The 21,231-nt window shown below is 44.7% G+C and carries 27 protein-coding genes; 16 read left to right on the plus strand and 11 right to left on the minus strand.

Annotated elements, in window-relative coordinates; genetic code table 11:
- The 3 genes from HA494_01665 to HA494_01675 all read right to left on the minus strand — a co-directional run.
- On the minus strand, positions 1 to 555 hold a 555-nt coding region (locus HA494_01665; GenBank protein NHV96487.1), incomplete at its 3' end, for a hypothetical protein.
- A gap of 91 nt (positions 556 to 646) precedes the next feature.
- Positions 647 to 1,426, minus strand: a complete 780-nt coding sequence (locus HA494_01670) for a sulfite exporter TauE/SafE family protein (GenBank protein ID NHV96488.1) — start codon at positions 1,424 to 1,426, stop codon at positions 647 to 649.
- A 164-nt stretch (positions 1,427 to 1,590) separates the two neighbouring features.
- Positions 1,591 to 1,932 carry a hypothetical protein gene (locus HA494_01675; GenBank protein ID NHV96489.1) on the minus strand — a complete coding sequence of 114 codons (342 nt, stop codon included), beginning with the start codon at positions 1,930 to 1,932 and terminating at the stop codon, positions 1,591 to 1,593.
- Between HA494_01675 and HA494_01680 the strand changes: the two genes are divergently transcribed.
- Both HA494_01680 and HA494_01685 read left to right on the plus strand, forming a co-directional pair.
- Positions 1,906 to 2,940 (plus strand): ATP-NAD kinase family protein, encoded by a 1,035-nt coding sequence (locus tag HA494_01680; GenBank protein NHV96490.1) that lies wholly within the window; start codon positions 1,906 to 1,908, stop codon positions 2,938 to 2,940. The two genes, HA494_01675 and HA494_01680, sit on opposite strands and share 27 nt — an antisense overlap.
- 47 nt (positions 2,941 to 2,987) lie before the next feature.
- Positions 2,988 to 5,156: a hypothetical protein gene (locus HA494_01685; protein NHV96491.1), complete on the plus strand. Its 2,169-nt coding sequence runs from the start codon at positions 2,988 to 2,990 to the stop codon at positions 5,154 to 5,156.
- On the opposite strand, the gene HA494_01690 is transcribed toward HA494_01685, so the two are convergent.
- Together HA494_01690 and HA494_01695 are read right to left on the minus strand one after the other, a co-directional pair.
- Positions 5,153 to 5,329, minus strand: coding sequence for an RNA-protein complex protein Nop10 (locus tag HA494_01690; GenBank protein NHV96492.1), 177 nt, complete (start codon positions 5,327 to 5,329; stop codon positions 5,153 to 5,155). The genes HA494_01685 and HA494_01690 overlap by 4 nt on opposite strands.
- A gap of 7 nt (positions 5,330 to 5,336) precedes the next feature.
- Positions 5,337 to 6,119, minus strand: coding sequence for a translation initiation factor IF-2 subunit alpha (locus HA494_01695; protein ID NHV96493.1), 783 nt, complete (start codon positions 6,117 to 6,119; stop codon positions 5,337 to 5,339).
- A gap of 102 nt (positions 6,120 to 6,221) precedes the next feature.
- Between HA494_01695 and HA494_01700 the strand changes: the two genes are divergently transcribed.
- Positions 6,222 to 6,878: a hypothetical protein gene (locus HA494_01700; protein NHV96494.1), complete on the plus strand. Its 657-nt coding sequence runs from the start codon at positions 6,222 to 6,224 to the stop codon at positions 6,876 to 6,878.
- On the opposite strand, the gene HA494_01705 is transcribed toward HA494_01700, so the two are convergent.
- Positions 6,866 to 8,200 carry an NUDIX domain-containing protein gene (locus HA494_01705; GenBank protein NHV96495.1) on the minus strand — a complete coding sequence of 445 codons (1,335 nt, stop codon included), beginning with the start codon at positions 8,198 to 8,200 and terminating at the stop codon, positions 6,866 to 6,868. The two genes, HA494_01700 and HA494_01705, sit on opposite strands and share 13 nt — an antisense overlap.
- Before the next feature lie 213 nt (positions 8,201 to 8,413).
- Here HA494_01705 and HA494_01710 point away from each other — a divergent pair, with 213 nt between their 5' ends.
- The 4 genes from HA494_01710 (at position 8,414) to HA494_01725 (ending at position 11,704) form a co-directional block, all read left to right on the plus strand.
- The gene (locus HA494_01710) at positions 8,414 to 9,505 is read left to right on the plus strand and encodes an Mrp/NBP35 family ATP-binding protein (protein NHV96496.1); all 1,092 of its coding nucleotides are present in this window, start codon (positions 8,414 to 8,416) and stop codon (positions 9,503 to 9,505) included.
- 97 nt (positions 9,506 to 9,602) lie between these two features.
- Entirely contained in the window at positions 9,603 to 10,259 is a 657-nt protein-coding gene (locus tag HA494_01715) for an ECF transporter S component (GenBank protein ID NHV96497.1), read from the plus strand.
- A gap of 68 nt (positions 10,260 to 10,327) precedes the next feature.
- Positions 10,328 to 11,284, plus strand: a complete 957-nt coding sequence (locus HA494_01720) for a radical SAM protein (protein NHV96498.1) — start codon at positions 10,328 to 10,330, stop codon at positions 11,282 to 11,284.
- A gap of 75 nt (positions 11,285 to 11,359) precedes the next feature.
- The gene (locus HA494_01725) at positions 11,360 to 11,704 is read left to right on the plus strand and encodes a hypothetical protein (GenBank protein NHV96499.1); all 345 of its coding nucleotides are present in this window, start codon (positions 11,360 to 11,362) and stop codon (positions 11,702 to 11,704) included.
- 217 nt (positions 11,705 to 11,921) lie between these two features.
- Here HA494_01725 and HA494_01730 read toward each other — a convergent pair whose 3' ends face one another.
- From HA494_01730 to HA494_01745, 4 genes are all read right to left on the minus strand, one after another.
- A complete protein-coding gene (locus HA494_01730; protein NHV96500.1) occupies positions 11,922 to 12,371 on the minus strand; it encodes an isoprenylcysteine carboxylmethyltransferase family protein in 450 nt (149 codons plus the stop codon).
- Between the two features lie 207 nt (positions 12,372 to 12,578).
- Positions 12,579 to 13,313 (minus strand): hypothetical protein, encoded by a 735-nt coding sequence (locus HA494_01735; GenBank protein ID NHV96501.1) that lies wholly within the window; start codon positions 13,311 to 13,313, stop codon positions 12,579 to 12,581.
- Between the two features lie 31 nt (positions 13,314 to 13,344).
- Positions 13,345 to 14,217 (minus strand): molybdate ABC transporter substrate-binding protein, encoded by an 873-nt coding sequence (gene modA, locus HA494_01740; GenBank protein NHV96502.1) that lies wholly within the window; start codon positions 14,215 to 14,217, stop codon positions 13,345 to 13,347.
- A gap of 364 nt (positions 14,218 to 14,581) precedes the next feature.
- Entirely contained in the window at positions 14,582 to 15,556 is a 975-nt protein-coding gene (locus HA494_01745; GenBank protein NHV96503.1) for a radical SAM protein, read from the minus strand.
- 53 nt (positions 15,557 to 15,609) lie between these two features.
- Between HA494_01745 and HA494_01750 the strand changes: the two genes are divergently transcribed.
- From HA494_01750 to HA494_01790, 9 genes are all read left to right on the plus strand, one after another.
- Positions 15,610 to 15,990: a DUF134 domain-containing protein gene (locus HA494_01750; protein ID NHV96504.1), complete on the plus strand. Its 381-nt coding sequence runs from the start codon at positions 15,610 to 15,612 to the stop codon at positions 15,988 to 15,990.
- A gap of 79 nt (positions 15,991 to 16,069) precedes the next feature.
- Positions 16,070 to 16,321, plus strand: coding sequence for a hypothetical protein (locus tag HA494_01755; protein NHV96505.1), 252 nt, complete (start codon positions 16,070 to 16,072; stop codon positions 16,319 to 16,321).
- Between the two features lie 5 nt (positions 16,322 to 16,326).
- A complete protein-coding gene (locus HA494_01760) occupies positions 16,327 to 16,833 on the plus strand; it encodes a DUF5320 domain-containing protein (GenBank protein NHV96506.1) in 507 nt (168 codons plus the stop codon).
- 28 nt (positions 16,834 to 16,861) lie between these two features.
- Complete coding sequence (locus HA494_01765; protein ID NHV96507.1) at positions 16,862 to 17,104, plus strand: DUF5320 domain-containing protein; 243 nt, start codon at positions 16,862 to 16,864, stop codon at positions 17,102 to 17,104.
- A gap of 9 nt (positions 17,105 to 17,113) precedes the next feature.
- Positions 17,114 to 17,272: a hypothetical protein gene (locus HA494_01770; GenBank protein ID NHV96508.1), complete on the plus strand. Its 159-nt coding sequence runs from the start codon at positions 17,114 to 17,116 to the stop codon at positions 17,270 to 17,272.
- A 130-nt stretch (positions 17,273 to 17,402) separates the two neighbouring features.
- Positions 17,403 to 17,747, plus strand: coding sequence for a hypothetical protein (locus HA494_01775; protein ID NHV96509.1), 345 nt, complete (start codon positions 17,403 to 17,405; stop codon positions 17,745 to 17,747).
- A gap of 180 nt (positions 17,748 to 17,927) precedes the next feature.
- Positions 17,928 to 18,725, plus strand: coding sequence for a DUF364 domain-containing protein (locus HA494_01780; GenBank protein ID NHV96510.1), 798 nt, complete (start codon positions 17,928 to 17,930; stop codon positions 18,723 to 18,725).
- Positions 18,726 to 18,826: 101 nt separating this feature from the next.
- Positions 18,827 to 19,249 (plus strand): hypothetical protein, encoded by a 423-nt coding sequence (locus HA494_01785; GenBank protein NHV96511.1) that lies wholly within the window; start codon positions 18,827 to 18,829, stop codon positions 19,247 to 19,249.
- Positions 19,250 to 19,311: 62 nt separating this feature from the next.
- Positions 19,312 to 20,403 carry a lipoate--protein ligase family protein gene (locus HA494_01790; GenBank protein NHV96512.1) on the plus strand — a complete coding sequence of 364 codons (1,092 nt, stop codon included), beginning with the start codon at positions 19,312 to 19,314 and terminating at the stop codon, positions 20,401 to 20,403.
- 141 nt (positions 20,404 to 20,544) lie between these two features.
- Here the strand turns inward: HA494_01790 and HA494_01795 are convergent, their stop codons facing one another.
- On the minus strand, positions 20,545 to 21,216 hold the full coding sequence (locus HA494_01795; protein NHV96513.1) for an MBL fold metallo-hydrolase: 672 nt from the start codon (positions 21,214 to 21,216) through the stop codon (positions 20,545 to 20,547).
- Positions 21,217 to 21,231: the final 15 nt, after the last annotated feature.

A 21,231-nucleotide genomic window follows, 5' to 3' on the forward strand; every position in this document is an offset into this window, starting at 1 on the left:
CTCGTCTTCAATTAGGGTCTCGATGTAGCCCTTGCGGCCTACGTGCAGCACCGGTTTACCATCTAACCCAGCCCTAACATACCCCTTCACGACTCTAATTAGGCTGCCCGCTTTGATCGAGAGCCGCTCCGAGCTTTCAGCAGCTTCATCCCATAATGTTACTGGCAAGAAGGATTCTTTATCAAATATCACTATACGCCTATATCTCCCAGTCGTACCGTCCCTTCTACTATAAATTTTAGTCGCATATGCTGATAGAACACAGCCTCTGACCGTTGCTTCTGACAACCCTATCTGAACCGCACTTGGGGTTAGTTCAACACCACCGCTCTCCACTTTCTCCTCAAGAGCCACACCCAGCTCAGAGGCTATGAGCCAGCAAGCTCCAGCATCACTAAGGTATCCTGCGCCTATTTGCCGCTTCTTCTCCTCTATAAGCCTGTTTAACTCTTCTTCACTCAGATCTCTCCTCTGACTGAGTATCTTTGCTTTTAACGCCTCGGCGTCAGGCATCTCTACAGCCTCTAACTCTACTCTGGTAAGTTGCTTATGCACTTAACCTATTCGCTTCCTTCTGAAAAATTGAAGCAGATCATAGTGCTCTTTTGTGCACCGAAGGCTGCACATCTACGATTAAGGCTCCACTTCACAAATATCCTAGCAGTTTTAGTAAGAGCTGGGCTGCAAGTACCCACATTATGAGACCGAGTCCGGATCTTATCGCGCCAGCTTTGAACCTCATGCTGGTTTTTGCTCCAAGAATTCCACCAATAAAAACACCAATGCTTGTCACTGAAATTAGAAGAATATCGAGGCTGTGGAATGCTGCGTGGCCTAATATACCGGAAAGTGCTGAGAAGGATATAATCAGATGCGAGGACCCAGCCGCGAACTTTGTCGGATACTTGCAGACGTAGACAATAAAAGGAACTATAAATACACCGCCGCCAACTCCTAGCAGTCCGGAGATAAATCCGACTCCGAAACTGAAAAGCACGATAAGCACATGCGTGGCAATTGGCAGGCCTTCCGGAGGCTTTTCTTCACCCTTTTTCTTTTCCCAATAACTATAGATCATTCTCGCTCCGAGACCGAGCAGGAAAATCACGAATAACCACATCAAAACGGTGGTATTAACAAATTTGGCTAAAGCTCCTCCTACAAAGGCTCCGACGCAGATACCTGGAACGTATAGGAATGACATTCTGAAGTCAATCATCTTGCGACGGTAGAAGATATAGCCCGCAGACACAGATGTTATCAGATTCAACACCAAAGAGGTGGAGGTGGCGATAATGCCAGCGTAACCGAGAACGAGTAGCAAAGGCGAGTATACTGACCCGCCGCCTTGCCCAAACATCGAGAACACGAAAGCTATTAGAAAGCTAAAGATGACTGCGAGGAGAAGCACAATATTGGCATCCATATGTTGATCACTTATTGCATTCCTTAATTTTGGGCGCTCTGCTTAATGTTTGAGATATGTAGATGCCATTACGATTGGTAATAGATTTGTTGCAGTAGCTAGGAAATTTATGTCGGATACTTTTGAACTGGAGCATATGAGGTCTTGTATCACCTATTAGACCTCTATTTCCACATATCGAATATTGTATTGACTACGTATTCACCTTCGTATTTTGAGCATGGTATACATACCTTTTCTCCATCGACTATACGTAGATACCTCTCGAAGACGTATTCACCACATTTTGAACATTTGGCAGTTTTGAAGATAGATCTTGGCCTCCTAAACGTGAAATCAGATAACTTCTCAACCTTGAACATTTCTTCATCAGAAGCCTCTAAAACGACTTTAACACTCTTCTCTGCAACCTCGGAAGGAATCTGTGAGGGCTCCACACCTCTCCTACGGTAGGCAAAGAACTCTTCTTTAGTTAGCTTATCGTAGAACTCAGTTTTGACCGACACTCGCACAGCTCCTTTTCCCCGCAAAGAGCCAAAGAATTCCTGAGCGAGCTTAGGAGGCTAGACTTCAAATCGCAGCTAGTGGGTTATGACGGAAAGATGGGGGGAGATGAGGCTAAAGAGATAGGAATTGACTTTAAGGCTTTATCTTCGGTAAATCGCTCTAAGACTACTGCTGAGGATACAAAGCGTGCTGTAAAAGATTGTATAAATGAAGGCGTTGGCTTGATTGTTTTTGTAGGCGGGGATGGCACAGCAAGAGATGTTCTAGATGCTATCAAAGAGGGCGTGCCAGTGATAGGTGTGCCTTCTGGTGTTAAGATGTATTCAGCTGTCTTCGCAGCTACACCAAGAGCCGCTGCTAGATTGGTTTACGAGTACCTTAGAGGTAGAGTAGCGGCTAGGTTAAGTGAGGTTCTTGATGTTGATGAGGAGAAGTATAGGTTAGGTGCGCTTTCGATCAAACTCTATGGTTATCTCCTAACATTATCAGACCCCATCCTTCTACAAGCTTCTAAGATGCCTACTGTAATTACTGAAGACGAATTGGAAAATCAAAAGGCGATAGCGAGGAGAGTTGTCCAAGATATGGTTGATGATGTGATCTACATACTTGGCTCCGGCACAACAACTAAAGCTGTAGCAGATCTACTTGGGCTACCTAAAACACTTCTCGGAGTTGATGTGATAAAGAAAGATAGAGTTATAGTTAAAGATTCTAATGAGGCGCAGACTCTTGAGGCGATAAAAGGGAAGAAGGCTAGAATAATCGTTTCGCCTATAGGGCGCCAAGGCTACATCTTCGGGAGAGGAAACCAGCAGATAAGCCCAGAAGTTATAAAGTTAGTTGGTAAAAGCGGTATAACAGTTGTAGCTACTAGAGGAAAGATATCTACACTGGACTCCTTAAGGGTTGATACAGGGGATCCTCAGCTAGACCAAGAGCTTGAAGGATACTATAAAGTCATAATTGACTACAACGAGAGCCAAGTCATAAGGTGCATTGCATAAAGTTATAAAACCATCAGATTTAACTGTATGGCTAGGCGCATAATTGGTTGGCGGATCTAAGACATTCTCTTAAAGAAGCTTTAAAGTCTATTCGCAGACCAACAGTAAGTTCTAGAACTATCTTACTCACCCTAGCTTTGATAGCGGTCTTCTCGATCGCACTATCTCTCAGAATATACCCAGCGAAGTATGGTTACTACTTACACGAGTATGACCCCTACTTTGATTACTATGCAACAAACTATTTGGTAGAGGGGGTTAAAGAGAGAGGTCTGATTAGCTTTGCTGACTATTTTGCGTGGAGGGATTATAGCACATGGTTCCCGGAAGGTAGGGATGTTGCTTTAAGCTCCCAAGTTGGATTGCACTTCGCAGGAGCGGGTCTCTACCTAATAGCAACTGAAATATTCAGCATCGAGATAAGTCTCTACGACTTCTTGGTGATTCTACCAGTATTCCTAGGTGCATTTACTACTCTTATTATGTTTCTGCTTGTTAAAAGGATGGCTGGTGCTGGCGGTGGGCTCCTCGCAGCTCTCCTATTTGCTACCTCGCCTCCACTCCTTCTGCGGGGAAGCCTAGGTTGGTTTAAGTCAGAGCCTCTTGCGCTCTTCCTAGCACTCGCAGCCATCTACCTTTACCTCACAATCTATGATCCGAAGGTTAAGATGAACGGAGTTATGTGGAGGGCTAGTTTGGCTGGTATACTGCTTGGCTATGCGAACACCTGTTGGGGAGGTTCTCAATATTTCGGTATAGTATTTGGACTCTTTTTCATAATAGCAGCTCTTCTGAAATTCGACTTAGAGAAGACAGCGTATGCTGGAGGACTTCTTGTTGCTTTTAATATGATCCTTAGCTCTATCTTCCCAAGACCCAGCCCAGCATACATCTTGAATCCTATAGGTATACTGCTCATCTTAGGGTACCTTTACAGCCTCATAGCTTATAGACTTGCTTCGACCCAAGAAAAAGTCTTCATAAGGAGCTCTTTAAAAGCAGTATTTACGCTACTACTGGCTGGTCTACTCGTGGTAAGTTTTGGTGCGATTTCAGCCGTCAGCGCTAGGTACTATACGGTAGTCTACCCCTTCCAGAGGACAGCCAACCCACTTATCGAATCTGTGGCTGAACACTTTGTGCCTACACATATAGAATACTTTAAGGCCTATGGCGTGCTCATGTTCTTAGCGCTCTTTGGGGTTTATGTTGCGTTTAGGCGCAGAAGTCCAGCTGCTGTTTTAGCTCTGATCTTAGGTATATCAGGCGTCTATATCGCATCCTCTTTCTCTCGACTTATGGTTTATTCAACCTTAGCTCTAGTGGTTCTAGCAACTATAGGTCTGGTCGAGTTATCCTCCTCCGTCTTAAAATCTCATAAGACTACTAGCAAGAAAGCTCTTCTACATGAAGTTAGGAGTGATGTTAAGATAGCCTACTCCATCTTCCTTGTGTTTCTAATAACTCTCCCTATGGTTTACCCTATCGGCTCCAGTTGGCGAGATATAGCTGATTCACCTGTAAGCATAGCGAACGCTGGTACAAATTACAAACTTGAACTTCCAGATTGGCGTGAAGCCTTAGCTTGGATCAAAGATAATACTCCTGAAGATGCTGTTGTAATCGCTTGGTGGGATTACGGGTACTGGATAACTGTTATGGGGAACAGAACAACTTTAGCGGATAACGCCACCATAAACTCAACTAAGATCGCTCAGATAGCTCGCCTATTTATGTCGAACGAGACTCAAGCAGCATCGATCCTTAAGAACATGCTTCGTGACCCCAAGGATCCCAGTAGGTTAAGACCATGCTATATAGTAGCCTTCGTCGCTGGGCAGAAGCTATCAACACAAGGCTTCGACTACTATATACTAGGTGGCGGGGGAGATGAGAGCAAGAAGCAGTGGTTCATACGGATAGGTGGACTAAACATGACCCAATTCCTTTACGAGGATGAATTTACACCCAAACCATACTTCTGGGAGAATACGATATTAGGTAAGATGTGGCCCTTTGAGTTCCTACAGTTCGTTGACAGATCAGGTAGGCCGCAGACTTCAGAGTATAAACCAGGCTACATCGCGCTTTACACTAAGCAGCTGAAGTATACTGAGGAAGGCGACTTGCTAAAGCTCGTCTTCAAATCTTCCAGTCTAGACAATCCTTCTGAAGGTGTGTTTGCTGCGGTTCTGATATACGAAGTGCATCTTTAGGTTTCTGCTGGTTTAGGGTTCTTGTAGCGCTCAATCAGCCTATATGTAGCATACTTATCTTCGAGTGAGAACTTTGGAGGATGAGGGTAGACGGTTTCGCTTCCACATTTGCTACAGGTCTTTGATAATGTGTAGGTTTGGCACCGCTCACATTTACGGAGAAGCTTACCCATAGACTCATCAACTCCTGCTGAATGAGAAGAATGCGTCGTTCTTTTGAAGAATGCTCTTAGCTTTATTAATTGCCGCATCTAGTGTTCTCTCAGCCACCTTATAGTTTTCCGCTGTAACAGTTATCATATATTTTGACGCTGCAAGGTAAGTTATCTTCACATCAGCCCCACCGCTCTTAACCTTCTCAGCCACATCCAACGCTTCTTTGATTATATCTATCCCATCAGGACTCAAAGATCGAGCTTCAATAACGCCCTTTATGCTGACAGTGGGAGGTGTTATCTTTTCTCTAGCAACCTGCTCCAAGGCGGTAATATATTCGGGAGGTAAGTTCAACCCTTCAAAGGCCTTTACCCCTTTAGTGACCAAGGCTTCTAAGGCTTCGTATAGATCATCATATTCTCTGAGTATAGCCTCCTCATACTTTGCTTCCTCTTCTTGATTTAAGTTAAGCCTCACCTTGACTGTATTGAACACATTTCTGGCTTTCTCAAACCGTTTAATCTGAAGCATCTTAGCCCTTCTTTCTTCATCAGTAACCTGCCTTAAAGAAAGGTCCACTTCATACCTAACCTTGTTTACTCTTATCACCTTAAGAACCAGCTTCTGCTTCTCCTGCACATATCTACTGATATTCCTAACCCAACCTGATGATATCTCTGAAATATGCAGGAAACCTTTTAAGCCCTCGTATTCATCTAAAGTTACGTAAACACCGTGCGGCGTTATGTTGGTTATGGTAGCGTAGACTAGCTCTCCTTCTTCAGGCAGATTTCGCGCTGCTTCCAAGTATAGAGCCTCCAGCATCTACTCTACTAATATAGTACTTGAACCTTGCCCCATTTCTGGTGATGATAAGGCTGATATAACTGTGCAAAGAAGTCTCTGCTGTTGGCTGGTGTGAAGACGGTACCTGAGGTCGCCATAGCAACACTTGACGGTAGAGCATACTTCTTTATGTCGAGTTTACTAAAGAGCATGGGAATACCGTTCAAAAGCCTTACGCCAAACGAGCAGATAGATAAGCACGTTAAACTCGTTTTGTCTACTAGGAAAGAACGCCCTCTGATACCTTTTGATCCAGTATTATGTGTCGAAGATTTAGATGGCGAGCTGGCAACGGCTAAGATCCTCTATATGGTGAAGAAGAATGTTGGTGAATCTGTGTATATCGTTGGCATCGATCCTGGCGTGAGGATAGGGATCTCAGCCTTCTACCTAGGTGATGAAGTGTATAGTTGTGTAGCTTATTCTACTGTTAGGGCTGCGAATATAGTTTCAAAGCTTCTGAGAAGCGCCCCGACTAAGAAGAAGATAGTGAGGATAGGTGATGGTAATATAGATGTTGCTTTAAAAATAGCTGAGACACTAGTAGAGGAGTTTGGAAAGCAGATTCGAATAGAGATAGTTGATGAAGCTGGCACAACTTCTTTAGCTAAAAGCAAGCCAAATAAACGGAGTGTAAAAGATCTTAGATCTGCTAGACTTATAGCGCTGCGGCGAGGAAGAGAACTTACACCTAATCTTCTTAAGAGTTATGGGAAGTAGGAGGCTCGCAACGCTTCAACGGCGTAGTCATAAACCTTTGAAGGATCGATGAGACCCTGTTCACATACGATCTTTGTTACTAAATCTGCTGGTGTTACATCAAAGTAGATGTTTCTAGCCATAAGATTCTTTGAACCCTTATAAACTTGTGTAGGAGACCGCTCTTCCAAAGTAGGTTTTGTAAAGAGTGTTCTAACGCTAATCTTCAGTGTCTCAGCTGCGACGTAAAATGGTATATTAGCTCGGTGAGCTGCTAGAGCAAGTAGATATGTTCCTATCTTATTGATTACTGAACCGTCAGCTGAGATAGCATCTGCCCCTGTGATCGCTAGATCTACTTCTTTGGTGAAGTGCCCTATAGAGGCGTCTGTTATGATAAACACCTTGCAACCGCTTTTAGCTAGCGTCTTAGCCATACTCCTGCCTTCGCAGAGAGGCCTTGATTCTGTGACATATACCTCCAACCTATTTTGTGAAGATGCTTTCTTGAGTGCTTCAAGGATGGTGTTACTGAAGCTATGTGTCAATACTTTTGAAGTATCTTTAACCAACTTTACGGTGTTTTCAACACATCTCTTGAACGCTTCATCCTTGGCCCCAAGCCACTCTTTAACTTCACGTCTTAAGGTCTCTTTAAGAGCTTCTAGATCTAGGTTTCTGCTGTAACCTTCTATGACGCGCCCAAGAAGATATGCTACAACGTTCTCTATGGCAAGCATACTTGGTCTTGTGCCAGCTAACTCTTTTGAGTAAAACTTAAGGAAGGATATGTAGTCACCTACTCCACCTTTTTTGAATGAATCTGACGCATCTTGAATAACCATAGCTGCTTTAGCAGCTAGCCAACTTGATCCATGTGTTAGATCATCCTCTATTTCTTTTAAACGGCTGCGCAACCTCTTGTTCATCTTGTAGGTGCGGGGCTTAACCCTCTCTAACGCATCTGCTAAACGAGGCACAGTCTTATACTGCTTGATCTCATTGGGTTTAACCCAAGCGTAGGTTTCGTGCTCCCAGTCCAACCTTATCCTGCTTGTAGGCGCCTTAAAGAGGAAGGGGTGGACTAGCCATAACACATCCTTCTCTCTATCGTAAGCTGGCAGAGGCTCACCTATCTTCAGAAGCGCCTCTCTACCTATCTTTAACCCCGTTTCTTCCTCCACCTCCTTAAGAGCAGTATCTAAAGGCTGCTCATCCTCCTCAACATACCCGCTTACACCAGCCCAAGAACCTTGGTAACTACCAACTTTAGCACTCCTCCTCAGAATAAGGATCTTACCGCGATAAGTTAGGAATGAAGTGGCTACAGATCTTACTATCAACACCACTACTAACCTAGTCATAGGATTATGTAGCATAAAAAACCTGTGCCTTCGCTTATCTTTCTAGATGAAAAATGTAGGTTATAGCTATATTGAATAGACGTTAGGCACCTTGAGTCCAGTAGGTTGATCAACCGCCTTTAAAATCAAATCTTATATCTGGCTCTTGACCCAGATTCTAACTAGGCTTCTATGATAACCAAGAGCAAAATAATGAACGCGCTTTCTACCGTAGTTGACCCAGAAGTAGGCTTAAGCATCGTTGAACTCGGGATGGTCAAAGATATCAAGATAGAGGATGGCAAAGTCAAGTTACTTATCGCTCTAACGGTGCCGAGCTGCCCATTAGCTAACACCATAAAGAGAGACGTTGAAAAGGCCGTAAGTAATTTGGATGGCGTCCAGAGTGTTGCTGTAGATACTACATCCATGAGCCAAGAAGAGCTGAATAAGCTCAGAGAAAGACTTCAAGAAAAGTCTGGCAAAAAGGCTGCTTCTACTGGCGTAGAGAAACTAGATAAAAAGAACATAGCACACATAATAGCGGTTGTATCAGGTAAAGGCGGGGTAGGTAAATCATCTGTCTCAGCCTTACTTGCAACAGAGCTTAGAAGAATGGGTTACGAAGTTGGAGTGCTGGATGCGGACGTGACTGGACCGAGCATAGCTAAGATCTTCAACCTAGATGAGAGACCCAAAATAGGGCAAAAAGGTATAATACCACCCACAACAAAAAGCGGAATAAAGGCTATTTCGGTAAACCTGCTCTTAGACAACCCAGAGCAGGCTGTTGTTTGGAGAGGACCTATTGTAAGTAATGTGATAAAGCAACTCTACTCTGAGGTGGATTGGGGTGATCTACACTTCCTCATAATCGATCTTCCCCCAGGCACAAGCGACGCACCCCTAACAGTTTACCAATCCATACCTATCGATGGGGTTGTAGTAATAAGCACACCACAAGATCTAGCTTTGATGATAGTTGCAAAAGCGGTTAACATGGCTAAGACGATAAATGTGCCTGTGCTTGGTCTTATCGAAAACATGGGCTACTTAATCTGCCCACACTGCAGCCAAAGAATCAACCTATTTGGTGAATCAAAAGGTGAAAAGGCGGCAAAGAGATTTAACATACCGTTTCTCGGAGTGATTCCTCTTGACCCTGAGTTGGTCAAAATGGCGGATAAGGGGCGTATAGAAGACTATCAAAGCGAAGCCTTCACCGAAGTAGCTACAAACTTCAAGGATACTGTTCTGAAGAACTTAGTAGATACATCTCCTATCGGTTGGAAGAGCGCGTCCTAAGTCATTAAAGCTTAGTACCTAATCTAAAATTCATCAGCTTAAAGTAGTTATGGCAATAACCATAAATAATGGTTCATCCTATCCTATAACGGTTAGCTTGGATACAATTAATACTGAAGTTAAGTTTAGCAAAAGTAGAAGAATAGCGGCTATAGCGGTCTTCGCAGCTGTTGCCGCGGTAATAAGACTGCAGAGCAAAGTTTTGAGCCTACCCTTCCCTCTTATGCCAGCTTTAAAGCTTGAGATCTGGGAGATTCCTGTCGCACTAGGGTTACTACTTTACGGGCCTAGTGTTGGGTTTAGTGCTGGTGTGGTGGTCTTAGGCATAGGTCTTACGATTGGCAGTAATCCAACAGGTCAAGTATATAACTTCGTGGCCTTCTCGAGTATGCTAATTGGTATGCTGTTAGCCAACAAGCTTTATTCACGCAGCAAAAGATTCAGTCTAAGAGGTAGCCTGCTAACTTCTGCAATAGGTGGTATAATATTCAGAGTAGCTGTTATGGTTCCCTTTATGTTGGTTCTGCTACCGCTACCCCCACCTGTAGGCTTCAATTTACCGCTCTGGAGCAACCCTCTACTACTTAGAAGCTGGGCGATAGCGCTCATTCTATTTAACTCACTGGTAGCAGCATACACCATACCTCTATCGTATGTGATTGAAGAGGCTTTAGTCAAAAGGTTGACGCCCTTGACTTGGATACGCTTACCCCTTCTAAGGCTTCAAGCCTTAGGAAGCAAAGAGTCTAAATAGTAAGGATGGTAGCTAAAAGGGTCTTAACACACATATACTTCCTCATCTATACTGATATCGATCTGTAGGTGTACTTAGCCGATATCAAACTAAATAATTTAACACGCTTCCTACTGGGATACAGGAGGACAGCAGTTTTCGCAGTCACGCCGCAATGTAACTGTAGATGCCTTATGTGTGGTATGTGGGAGAAGCCTAAGCAGCATATCTCTTTATCTTATGCCAAACAGATTATTGATTTTCTCGCAGAGAGGCGTTTTCTAATACTTTACTTAACAGGCGGCGAACCTACCCTCCACCCAAATATATGCGAAATCGTTAGATACGCTTCATCTAAAGGTCTGATAACTACTATGACCACCAACGGAACCGCACCACAGAAGACCATGAAGAGGTTGAAGGAGAGTGGGCTTCAAAGCATAAGCGTCTCTTTAGATCATTACGACCCACACCGCTGCGAATCCATCAGAGGTGTTAAAGGAATTATGCGGAAGCAGATCAACACCCTCCTCTACGCAAACACATTAGGTCTAAGACCATACGCTCTTACATACCTTGGACCAGAGATTGCTAGGGATGATGTTGCGAAACTTATCAGCTATGTGAATAAATTGGGGCTACCTTGGGGCTTCTGCTACCCTACAGACGCAAGAAACTCGTTTACACTGAAGGCCGAGGCTCAAAGGCAAGCCGATCTATTAAATGCTCTACATACCATATTGTACCTAAAGAAGAGTCATCTAGGAAGAATTACTAACACTTTAGCTTACATAGAGGATGCTATACTTCATACTGAAAATAAGCCGACAAAATACTCTTGCTTAGCCGGATATACCGTGGTTTATGTAGATTGGTTTGGTGATGTCTACCCCTGTTTTATGAGGAAGAAGATGTTTAACATATTTGATAAAGAAGAGAAGTTTAAGAGATTTAACTGCGATCTCTGCTTAGCCAACTGCTTCCGAGAGCCATCCTACCTAGCTAAACTGTCTTTAGCATTCGCCCTTAAAGAGACCTTCAGCTAAGCAGCTCAACTTGATCACCAGCATCAAAAATTTTAACATAGACTCCGATAAACTAAATAGAATACGATAGATTGTATGCTGACGCCAAGAGCAGCAGCTAATCTAAGCGCACATCTGCAGAGAAGAGCATTAACTTACCTTGAAGTCTGTAAAAACCTAGAGGAAGCAGCAACCGCAGCCAAAAACCTAAAACAGTATATGGGGAGAGGAGACGGTAGAAGAAGCGGTTCGACGCTTATAGCGCTAGGTGTAGCGTTGATAGCGTTCCCAGATCCCACAATTTCAGATGCGATAGGCACAGCCCTCATAGCACTAGGGCTACTTAAGAGGAAGATGAGGAAGATCGGTGTAAGGGATGTGTATGAGGAGATGCGTCAAGCGGTGAGCTACCTAAAAGATATCAAAGAACAATGCAGATAAACACAGCACTCTGAATTAGGTAAGATGCTTAGAGCGTTCAATAGATAGGGTCTTCACACCATTAGATCTTTGTAGCTATTTTACTATCCTCAACACTCAGCGGGCAACAGTTTATACGTTCTGCAGCAAATCTATAAAATGCGGTGCTGATGACGAAGATTATGCGTCTGGATGAGCGAGACCGAAGACTCATTCAGGAAACCAGACAAAAGTTGCCTTATATCACTAATGGTATGAAACGCCAGCGTACTTTTTTCATATATTCGTTGTATGCAGCTCCGTATGTTTTAATCAAATAGTCCTCCTCTTTTCTCGCAACTTCATTTAAGACTATTACGTTTAAAATAGCGAAGAGTAGAAACAATAGAGATTGTAATAAAAAGGAGACCCCGAATGCCATCAAAATATTGGATGAATAGTGAGGGTGGCGAATATGTTCATATACTCCCTTCGTTACCAGTATCCCTTTGTATATTTCATCTTTTAACTTGCGCCATTTGATAAAGAGTATAGAACCAACAAAGAAAAATACACCCCCGACCGACCAAGCCACAATATTTGGAAGCTGAAACAGAAATGGTCCGAAAAATAATCTCACATATATACTAGTTAAAAGGATAAAAACAACTATTGCGGCGTAAACGTATTTTGCCTTTTCTTCTCTCACATATGCTGGTTGCAGTATTGACGCAATTAAAGGTTTATCGCATTGAGCATTAACATTTTACGATTTGGTTAGGGTCGCTTCGGCTCTGAATCTGTTAGCTTTTTCACCCCATCTTTCTCAGTGTGGATCCAATGCTCTTTCCATATCGTACACGCTGTAAGTAAAAAGCATAGGAAAAAAAGAGAATCTACTACGTTAATTTCCTTTCTAAAACGATTCGAAGCATACTCTCGTGAAGCTGGATTCGTAGGCTGCTGCGGCTATCGTTACACCGTAGAAGATAAGTTTCTTTCCTTGGCTGAGATTAATTATTTCGTCTATTGTGTTGTTAACTATAGAGGTTCCGGTTGCGAAGACGGCTTGGCTCCAGCCGATGGCTTCGCGATTCGCTTCATAAGATTCTATTAGGACCCCGTCTTTTACTTGCCCGATGTTGGATGAATTCATGTCGGTTACTCTGAAGTTCTTGAATGATTTGGAGACGTGATAGGTGAAGGCCGGCTGGTACCCTATCATCAAAAGTTTAGCGTCTGAGGGTAGTATTGAAGCGAGATATTGAGCGGCTTCCTTCGCACATGTTTCTGGACCCTTATCTCTACAGTGTGAAGTGTTAGTAATAAGACCCAAATATCTGTATGTGGCGTTTGCTGACGCAATAAATATAGACCTATTTCTGTTAGTGTCTAAGCTTAGGTTATAGACGGACTGCAAGTCGCCTTCATAATGGGTTGGAGGCTCATCTGTGAATGCTTGACCAGAAAAGCCTTTGAGCTCTGCTTGAAGCAGGACTTCTTGCCCTCTTCTTAGCGGGAAGTCTCTTGCTGGGGCTGGTTTGCCTATTGCTTCTGCTGGGCTTAGACACCTTACCTTAACTATAGCGTTCTCCAAGCCATTTTCTTTAACCTTCTTCCACCACCTTTCCCTAAGCTCCTCTATGAGCATATCCGTTCACCACCCACAGTAGATCTTCTCCTCACCTCTCTATCTGTTGTCTCCACCAAGTTTCTGAGTAAGGTGTGAGCTTTACCCCCTGCTCTACAGTAGTTACATATCCGTACTTTGCGAGGATTTCTTTAGATGTATTAGAGCTTAGAAAACTGAGGAAAACGTCGCTCAACACCTTATCTTTTGAGTAGAGGGTGATTGCTGCTGGAACGGTAGAAACCTCTATTTGACTCGGGTCGATCCACACCAATTCCACTTTCTCCTTATTCTGGTAATAGAAGACGTGCCAGCTTACTGTTGCGTCAACGCTTCCCAAGATTATGTTTGCCACAGCCTCTTCCCCGCTTCTCACCTCTACAAATCTGCCTTTAATCCTATCCCACAACCCATTACGCTCCAAAATCTTCTTGACAAATAAGCCTACACCATATGTTGGATCTGTCAAGCACAACTTGACATCGGAGCGCGCTAGATCTTCAAGAGTAGTGATGTTCTTCGGGTTACCTTTCTGAACAAATATCACCGGAACCAAGTAAGCTATTCTACGAACGCTCGACGCATCAACCAGATTCTTTTTAAGAGCCATTTCCATTTCAGAGGTTGTGCCGACACCTAAGTAGAGGTCTCCAGATTTACTCATCTCTAGTGCAGAGAGTAGGGGACCGGAGCCGCCGAACGTAGCTTCAACTCTTACGCCCGTTGTGTTCTTAAAGGCATCTATTATCTCAAGAGCAGGCGCTCTGGTCGCAGCCCCCCAGTAAACAAACAAGCTCTTCTGAGTTTTTGTTGCAATACTCTGTTCTACAATAAAACCTAAACCAAATCCAACTAGCAAAATAACTATAAACAGAAAGAAGATTATCTTCTTCATACACCTATGCCTACCTGCCTTGTTTTCCAAAATCTAAAAGCAAGCATAATAGTTATCACAGAAATGAAACTTCTTGCCCCAGCCTGTACGGTTCCGCCAAGCAAAAGTTCCTCGAGAAAATTATGCGCCATGCCCCCCTTTTATCCTTCAATATGTATTCACTATAAGCCTTTTTGTAAGCTAAATAGCTTACAAATAGTTGTTTGCTGCCAAGACTTGCTGTTGAGGTTGATTGCTAGATGTCTGAGCACAAGACGATATTGTGGTATACCTCCACCTATTCTAATTAAAGATGAAGCGCCGAAGATACAGCATACGAAGAAAGGATGAGGAAAGTTTTACTTTGACGCTTAATTCTGGCAATCTTAAACGGAGCCTACCTTAATCAGATAGGTTATATCGTAGCCTCGTAGTAAATATCGTCACCTAGCTGTACAGCAATTATTCTACGTGATGTGACAAGCTTTTCTATAAGTGGTCTTACTTTGCTTTCGTTCGTTCCGAACGCTTCGACCACATCGATTAGGCGGCAAGGTCTGCGCTTGAGCATTTCTAGGATTCCTTCCTCATCAATCCTCCTTTTTTCTGCTGGTGCGGACTGCCTAGGGCTACTCCTTATAACTACGTCGGCGGAGGGGAGCATCTCCCTGAACTTTTGTGACGCTTGTTCTAACTCTTCTGCTCTTAATGGAAGCACAAACTTCTCAGATGGTGGTCTGGTAGGCGTGTTGAGCTGGATTTCGTCAGGCTTTATCGTCGAAGACAGTTGAGCCAGCGCTTCGGAAGAGCCTTCATTACCGAGGCCTTGGGAGGAATGGAAGAGCATGATTTGAAGAGCCAGACGCCCATCCATCTCTTCTCTTAAAAGCTTCAATCCCTTTACGATAGAGGATAGTGTGATATTCTTCGCCGGCCGATTCACAGCCTCGAAGAGTTCTTGATTTGGTGCATCCAGCTTCGCAACCACCAGATCGGCTTTACATAAGTTCATCCTTACATCCTTACGGCTCACAAGCGATGCATTCGTTAAGACGGCTATGGGTACACCATTAGTCAAACTTTTCATCGCATCGATCATCTTACCAAGCATCGGGTTCAAGGTGGGCTCGCCAGATCCTGAGAAGGTAATATAATCCAGTGAGCGTAGAGGGATGGTCTCTAACGCCGCTCTAAGATCCTGTAGAACCGTTTCCACCTTCACAGAGCCCTCTAGCTCCTCTGGTCCAGAAATCTTCTTGACGGTCGGACCGAGTTGGCAGTAGACGCAGTCGAAGGTGCAGGTTTTCGGCGGGAATAGAACATCGATTCCTAGTGAGCGACCAAGGCGCCAAGAAGGCACTGGACCATATACTGAAGGCATACCAAGCATACTACGGTAGGCTAACATATATATTTGTGCTTACGAACAGAAATGTTGAAATGATGCCGGGCTATGGTTGGCGGTGGAGACACGGTAGAGGACCTGGTCGGCCTATGAAGCCGAGGGTGATTAAGGGTCTGCCAGAGGTGAGTCGATTCATTCCAGCATCTCCTAAAGGCAACATTATTTCAGGGAAGGAACCGCTCGTCATGACGCCTGATGAACTTGAGGCGTTGAGGTTGGTTGATTACGATGGCTTACTGCAGGAGGAAGCGGCGCAAAGAATGGGTGTCTCACGGGGAACGGTGTGGAGATGCTTGGATAGTGCTCGGAGAAAGGTGGCTACGATGCTCGTAGAGGGAAGGGAGCTAGTCATAACCTCAATCGAAGAACACTTGACGCAGGATACTACAAGTCCACCACAGAAGGACGTTAAAGGGTAAACCACTTTTCGTTCCTTTGAATTTTGTGCAATCGCAAGGTTTTTATATTGTGCGTATGCACATTATTACGGTGATAGAAATGAGTTGGAGAGGAGGTTATGGCGGAGGCCGCGGAAGATGGATGGGTCTTTGGCCTGGAAGAGGTCCGTTCAACTACCTTCCACCTTGGTATAGGCCTGGGTGGGTATTCGGTAGAGGGAGGTGCTGGTGGTTCTTCAACCCCTATATGTGGGGCGTATACTATCCCTACAAGGGCTACACTGCATACTCACCTTACGTGACACCATACACGCCTAGCATCTATCCATACTACCCGTATTACGTGTGGTGATGGGAATGGGCTATCGATGGCGAAGAATGTATTATTTGACTGGACTACCAGGTTGGATGAGGTTTGGCTATTCGCCTGGCTGGGTAGATAGGTCGCCTACTGGTCTTCCGCCTACAGCGGAGTGGATCGTGTCCAGCGGCCTGATGCCGCAGTATCGGGAATACTTGAGGACTAGACATATACCATCAGCAGCTCCCTTCTACTCCCCTAGTGCTCCTGTAAGTAAAGAGGATGAGGTTCGAATGCTAGAGGAGCAGGCTAAAGCCATTGAATCACAGCTTGACGCCACAAGAAGGAGGTTAGAGCAGTTAAGGAAGAGCTCTTCAACTCAGACATCTCAACCCTACTATCCTACTTACGGATACCCGCCAACACCCTACGCTCCGCCTTCACCTAAAGAGGAGCTGGTTTCACTAGAGGACTACAGGAGGTATTTGGACGAAGAGGTTCGTCGCGTGGAGGCGAGGATTGAGGAGTTGAAGAAGATTCGTGAAGGGAAACCTTCAGCCTAATAGGAGGTAAAAGTGGATGCCGTACGGAATGGGTCCGTGGGGTTGGTTCCTAGATCCCTATGCATACCCATACTGGCGGTGCAGACGGTTCCCCTGGCTACCGAGATGGTGGTGGGCAGGTATGTATAGGCCGACAGTACCGTACCCTATGCCATATTGGATGCCTCCTTTGTCGAAGGAGGAAGAGATAGCGATGCTAGAAGATGAAGCAAAGATGTTAGAGCAGGAGTTGGAGAGAATCAAAAAGCGACTGGAGGAGCTTAAAAAGTAGGTGGTGAAGATGAAGGTAGCAGTATCCGCAGCTGGTGGGAGCTTAGATGCTCAGGTTGACCCAAGGTTCGGCAGATGCCCATACTTCGTAATCGTTGACACAGATACGATGGCATTCGAAGCAATCCCTAACACAAGTGCGGATGCAATGGGGAGATTTCAATGTTAGAGGAGCGGAGGGAGAGCCTACAGCAAGAGCTGGAACGAATAAAGAAGAAGTTAGATGAGCTCAAGAGCTCCCGTTAATCTTGTGAAGTTAAACTGGCAAGACCAATTACGTTAAAAGAAGGGCGGTGAATGTGGGGGAGCTTAGGGTAGCCGTTCCGACGAAGGGCGAGAAGGGGCTGCAGGATGAGGTGGCGGAAATATTTGGCAGAGCGAAGACGATCACAGTTATCGATCTGGTGAATGGGAAGGTTAAAGATGCACGGGTGCTTCAGAATCCAGCGGCATCCTACCGATTTGGCGCTGGCCCAATTGTAGTGAAGACTTTAGTCGATTTAAAAGTTAACGTTGTAGTGGCGAGCGAACTTGGGCCAGGAGCCTCAGCACTTCTCGAAGACCAAAAGATAGCCAAGGTTATCGTAAAACCTAGCACGTCAGTTAGCGAGGCCATAAAAGTTGCTGCTGCTCAAGTCAATTGATACACCTTCAGATACACCAAACTCCCAAATCAGTCGAGACTTTAATTTGACGACTAAAAGCGTCTTTGAAAGTCTTAAATCTGGCGCAAGTATCAGTGTGATGCCTCATCAACCATCGCGGTCAAGAGAGCAGGTTAAGATAGACATAATAACTTTGCAAGACTTCAAATGGTGGATGAGGTGACTGCTGTAAGAAGGATAGTGGATGCCTTATTATCAAGTCTTAAGAGCGAAATACCTGATGTCGATACGATAAAAGTTGACAAAGTTTGCTTGGGTTTAGGTTACACTGGAGTCAGGCTGAGCACAGGACACGTAGGTCTATGCCACAGCCTTCTAACCGAAGCATCTCTTGAATGCTGCCAGATAGTAAGAAGAGCGGGCGCACTAGCAGGTAGCCCTGCAATAGCTCTAGCTGAACTAATCAAATCTTGGGATATGGGCGAAAAAGTAGTTGGCGCAGCCACCGTAAATGCTCTATCCCAGATCATTCTGGCACATCCATCTCGGAAGTATAGGATTACTGAGGGAAGCCTAATCGACCGAATCGATATCAAGCACGATGATACCGTCGCGCTGGTAGGTAACATCCGCCCCATCGTTCCAGATATTAGAAGCAAGGCGGGGAAGCTGTATATCTTTGAGAGGGGAGGAATAATAGATGAAGATGTTCTTCCAGATGTAGCTTCTGAAGAACTACTCCCCAAGGCTGATGTCGTCATCATAACGGGAACCGCTATAGCTAACGGAACTATAGATCGGCTGCTAGAGCTTTCAAGGGGCGCCAGATACATCGCTTTAATCGGCCCTTCTGCTACGGTCGTACCCGACCCCCTCTTTGAACGAGGAGTCTCGGCAATAGCAGGAGTTATTGTGGTTGACTCAGAGAAGGCGATGCAGATAGTTTCTGAAGGCGGGGGAACACCTCAACTTAAGGCAGCGGTTAAGTTTGTAGTTATAGAGCCAGCTCTATATTAGCGTAGTCGGGAACGACTCAAACCGATGCGGATACACTCCGCATCTAATAGGAGTATGTTTTTGTGGAATATTTTTTATAGCGAATAGGTTCTTGGGAGTTTATGCCAACAGAAGAAAGGGTGACCATCATAATCTCCGACCCTAGGCTCGATAGAATGCTCACACCGCTGGTCTTTGCTATGAATGCTGCATCAGCGGGAATGGAAGTAGACATACTCTTTACTAATTGGGCCGTGATGGTTTTGAAGCGGGGAGAAGCCGAAAAGCTCAAGCTCTCAAATGAATACGCTGGAGCGGAAGCTTGGCTTAGGGAGCGGGTAGAGAAGGCTGGGTTCACCTTGGATCTGCGTGAAATCATTAAGCAGATGAAGGCAACGGGTAAAATAAACCTCTATGCTTGTGCACTAGCAGCCAAGATATGGGGTGTTTCTGGCGAAGACCTTATACCTGAAGCAGAACTCATGGGTTCTGCTTCATTCCTACTTGAGCACGTCAGCAGAGCTAAGATCAACCTAACGTTTTAGCTACCATCAGACAACACTTTTATAACAACCCTCTAAACTTTGGAAGGGCTGTGTGAAGAAATTTGGAGGAGTGGCGTCTTATCGATCTTGGAGACGCTGAGCCACTCATAGCCCAAACGTTCTATGAGGCAATTGCCTATGCTATAGATAGAGGGCTAGCCCCAAATACTATAATCTTTGTTCGACCTGCTTCCCCCTACGTCTGTATAGGGTATCATCAGGAGCTCGAGAGGGAGGTGGACGTTGAATACTGTCGTGAACGCGGTTTACCCATCATTAGGAGGTCTCAGGGAGGGGGTGCTGTGTATCTCGACGGTAACCAACTCTTCTATCAGATCATCGGTTCGGAGCGGAGTGAGGTAATACCCTTCGGCGTTAAGGAGCTCTTTGAAAGGCTGCTTCAGCCAATCGTGTATATCTACCGGAGGCTTGGTGTCCCGGCGGAATTTAAGCCTGTAAATGATATAGTAGTTCGAGGTAGGAAGATCTCCGGTAATGGCGCAGGTAAAATTGGTAGTAGCACGGTACTTGTGGGCAACATCATCCTCGACCTAGACTATGAGTCTATGGCTCGTGTGCTGAAAGTGCCGAGTGAGAAATTCAGAGATAAGATGGCTCAGAGCATGAGGGAGTGGGTTACTTCACTAAAGAAGGAGTTGGGCGGCGTTCCACCCTTGGAGCAGATTAAAGAAATACTCGTAGAAGCCTTTGAAAAGAATCTTGGAGTCAAGCTCGTAAAAGGTGGCGCTACAAGTGAGGAGATGGAGATCTGGGAGAAAGAGGTAAAGCCACGTCATCTCTCTTACGAGTGGCTATATCAACCTGAGAGTAGACATCAGAGCCTAAGAGCGGTCAAGGTGAAGGGTGGTGTCAATGTAGTTGAAGTAGACTATAAAGCCCAGAAGCTGATCAGAATCACGTTAGAGGTGGTTGAAGGAAGAATACGCGACGTGCTGATTTCAGGCGACTTCTTCATGATCCCAGAGGAAGCCCTACCAAAACTCGAAGAAATGTTAAAAGGCGCTACTCTGCAGCGGGAAGTACTCACAAAAAAGATTCAAGAGTTCTACAGTAGATATAGGGTTCAGACACCAAATGTGGCACCAGAAGATTTCGTAGAAGCTTTGATGAAGGCCGCTAGCGAACTGCTTTAGGGGTGTAATATACTAATCTTCAACAAGTTCTGTATCCGACGACAAAAGCGCAGAAAATAAGATCACCAAATAGTTTAGCTTCAAAGGTTAGGCAAAGGTGAGAAACGTACTAAAAGAAATTCGTACGCTTCTTCTCGGTGTTTAAATTAAGAGTGTGCAACCAGCTGAGCATTTTTTGTATTCGTTAGGGTAAAGATTAAAAATCTCTCTTTTCCGTATTGTGCAATGACAGGGAACTATTAAACGTATCCCCTTTAGAGTTTCCGTTTTGCTAAAATCGTGAAAGCCGCCAACTACTCCATATATTTCTCCAAAATTTGAGGCGAAACTCAATATGTTTTCTAAACCAGAGTGCGCACAGCCAGTTATAACCGTTAAACCATTACAAGTCTCCACGATTAAAGATTGCTCTTTAATCAGCCAGCCGAGCTCACCTGTTGTGTAAACGCCTCTACAAATTTCTTCAGCCTCGTCAACCTCACACAGTCTTACATTCGGATGCTCAGACAGCCACTCCTTGAAACGTTTTGAAAAGGATTTGGGGACAAATACCTCAACTTCGCCGCAGTAATTTATTATTTGGATCCCGCCAGTATGGTCTCCGTGCTCATGTGATAAAACTATCAGTTCAATATCCCTAGGATCTATCCCGAATTTCTGAATGTTAAACATTAAAGTAGCTAAATCGCCACCAGTATCAAAAAGAATATTCTTACCTTCAACCCAGCATGAGAAACCGAATCTCCCCTTAAAACCTTCTAACGCATCGTTATCGTAAAGAATTTTCAACTCAACACCAACTTTTCTACCCATAACACTATCATGCAA

The sequence above is a fragment of the Nitrososphaerota archaeon genome, from assembly GCA_011605775.1.
Taxonomy (GTDB): Archaea; Thermoproteota; Nitrososphaeria; order Nitrososphaerales; family JAAOZN01; genus JAAOZN01.

Bases quoted from the DNA above. Each gene is read 5' to 3' on its own strand.
- HA494_01670 (NHV96488.1), bottom strand. From the start codon at position 1,426: ATGGATGCCAATATTGTGCTTCTCCTCGCAGTCATCTTTAGCTTTCTA.
- HA494_01690 (NHV96492.1), bottom strand. From the start codon at position 5,329: ATGGGTAAGCTTCTCCGTAAATGTGAGCGGTGCCAAACCTACACATTA.
- HA494_01710 (NHV96496.1), top strand. From the start codon at position 8,414: ATGAACGCGCTTTCTACCGTAGTTGACCCAGAAGTAGGCTTAAGCATC.
- HA494_01725 (NHV96499.1), top strand. From the start codon at position 11,360: ATGCTGACGCCAAGAGCAGCAGCTAATCTAAGCGCACATCTGCAGAGA.
- HA494_01735 (NHV96501.1), bottom strand. From the start codon at position 13,313: ATGCTCATAGAGGAGCTTAGGGAAAGGTGGTGGAAGAAGGTTAAAGAA.
- HA494_01745 (NHV96503.1), bottom strand. From the start codon at position 15,556: ATGCTTGGTATGCCTTCAGTATATGGTCCAGTGCCTTCTTGGCGCCTT.
- HA494_01750 (NHV96504.1), top strand. From the start codon at position 15,610: ATGCCGGGCTATGGTTGGCGGTGGAGACACGGTAGAGGACCTGGTCGG.
- HA494_01755 (NHV96505.1), top strand. From the start codon at position 16,070: ATGAGTTGGAGAGGAGGTTATGGCGGAGGCCGCGGAAGATGGATGGGT.
- HA494_01760 (NHV96506.1), top strand. From the start codon at position 16,327: ATGGGCTATCGATGGCGAAGAATGTATTATTTGACTGGACTACCAGGT.
- HA494_01765 (NHV96507.1), top strand. From the start codon at position 16,862: ATGGGTCCGTGGGGTTGGTTCCTAGATCCCTATGCATACCCATACTGG.
- HA494_01770 (NHV96508.1), top strand. From the start codon at position 17,114: ATGAAGGTAGCAGTATCCGCAGCTGGTGGGAGCTTAGATGCTCAGGTT.
- HA494_01785 (NHV96511.1), top strand. From the start codon at position 18,827: ATGCCAACAGAAGAAAGGGTGACCATCATAATCTCCGACCCTAGGCTC.
- HA494_01795 (NHV96513.1), bottom strand. From the start codon at position 21,216: ATGGGTAGAAAAGTTGGTGTTGAGTTGAAAATTCTTTACGATAACGAT.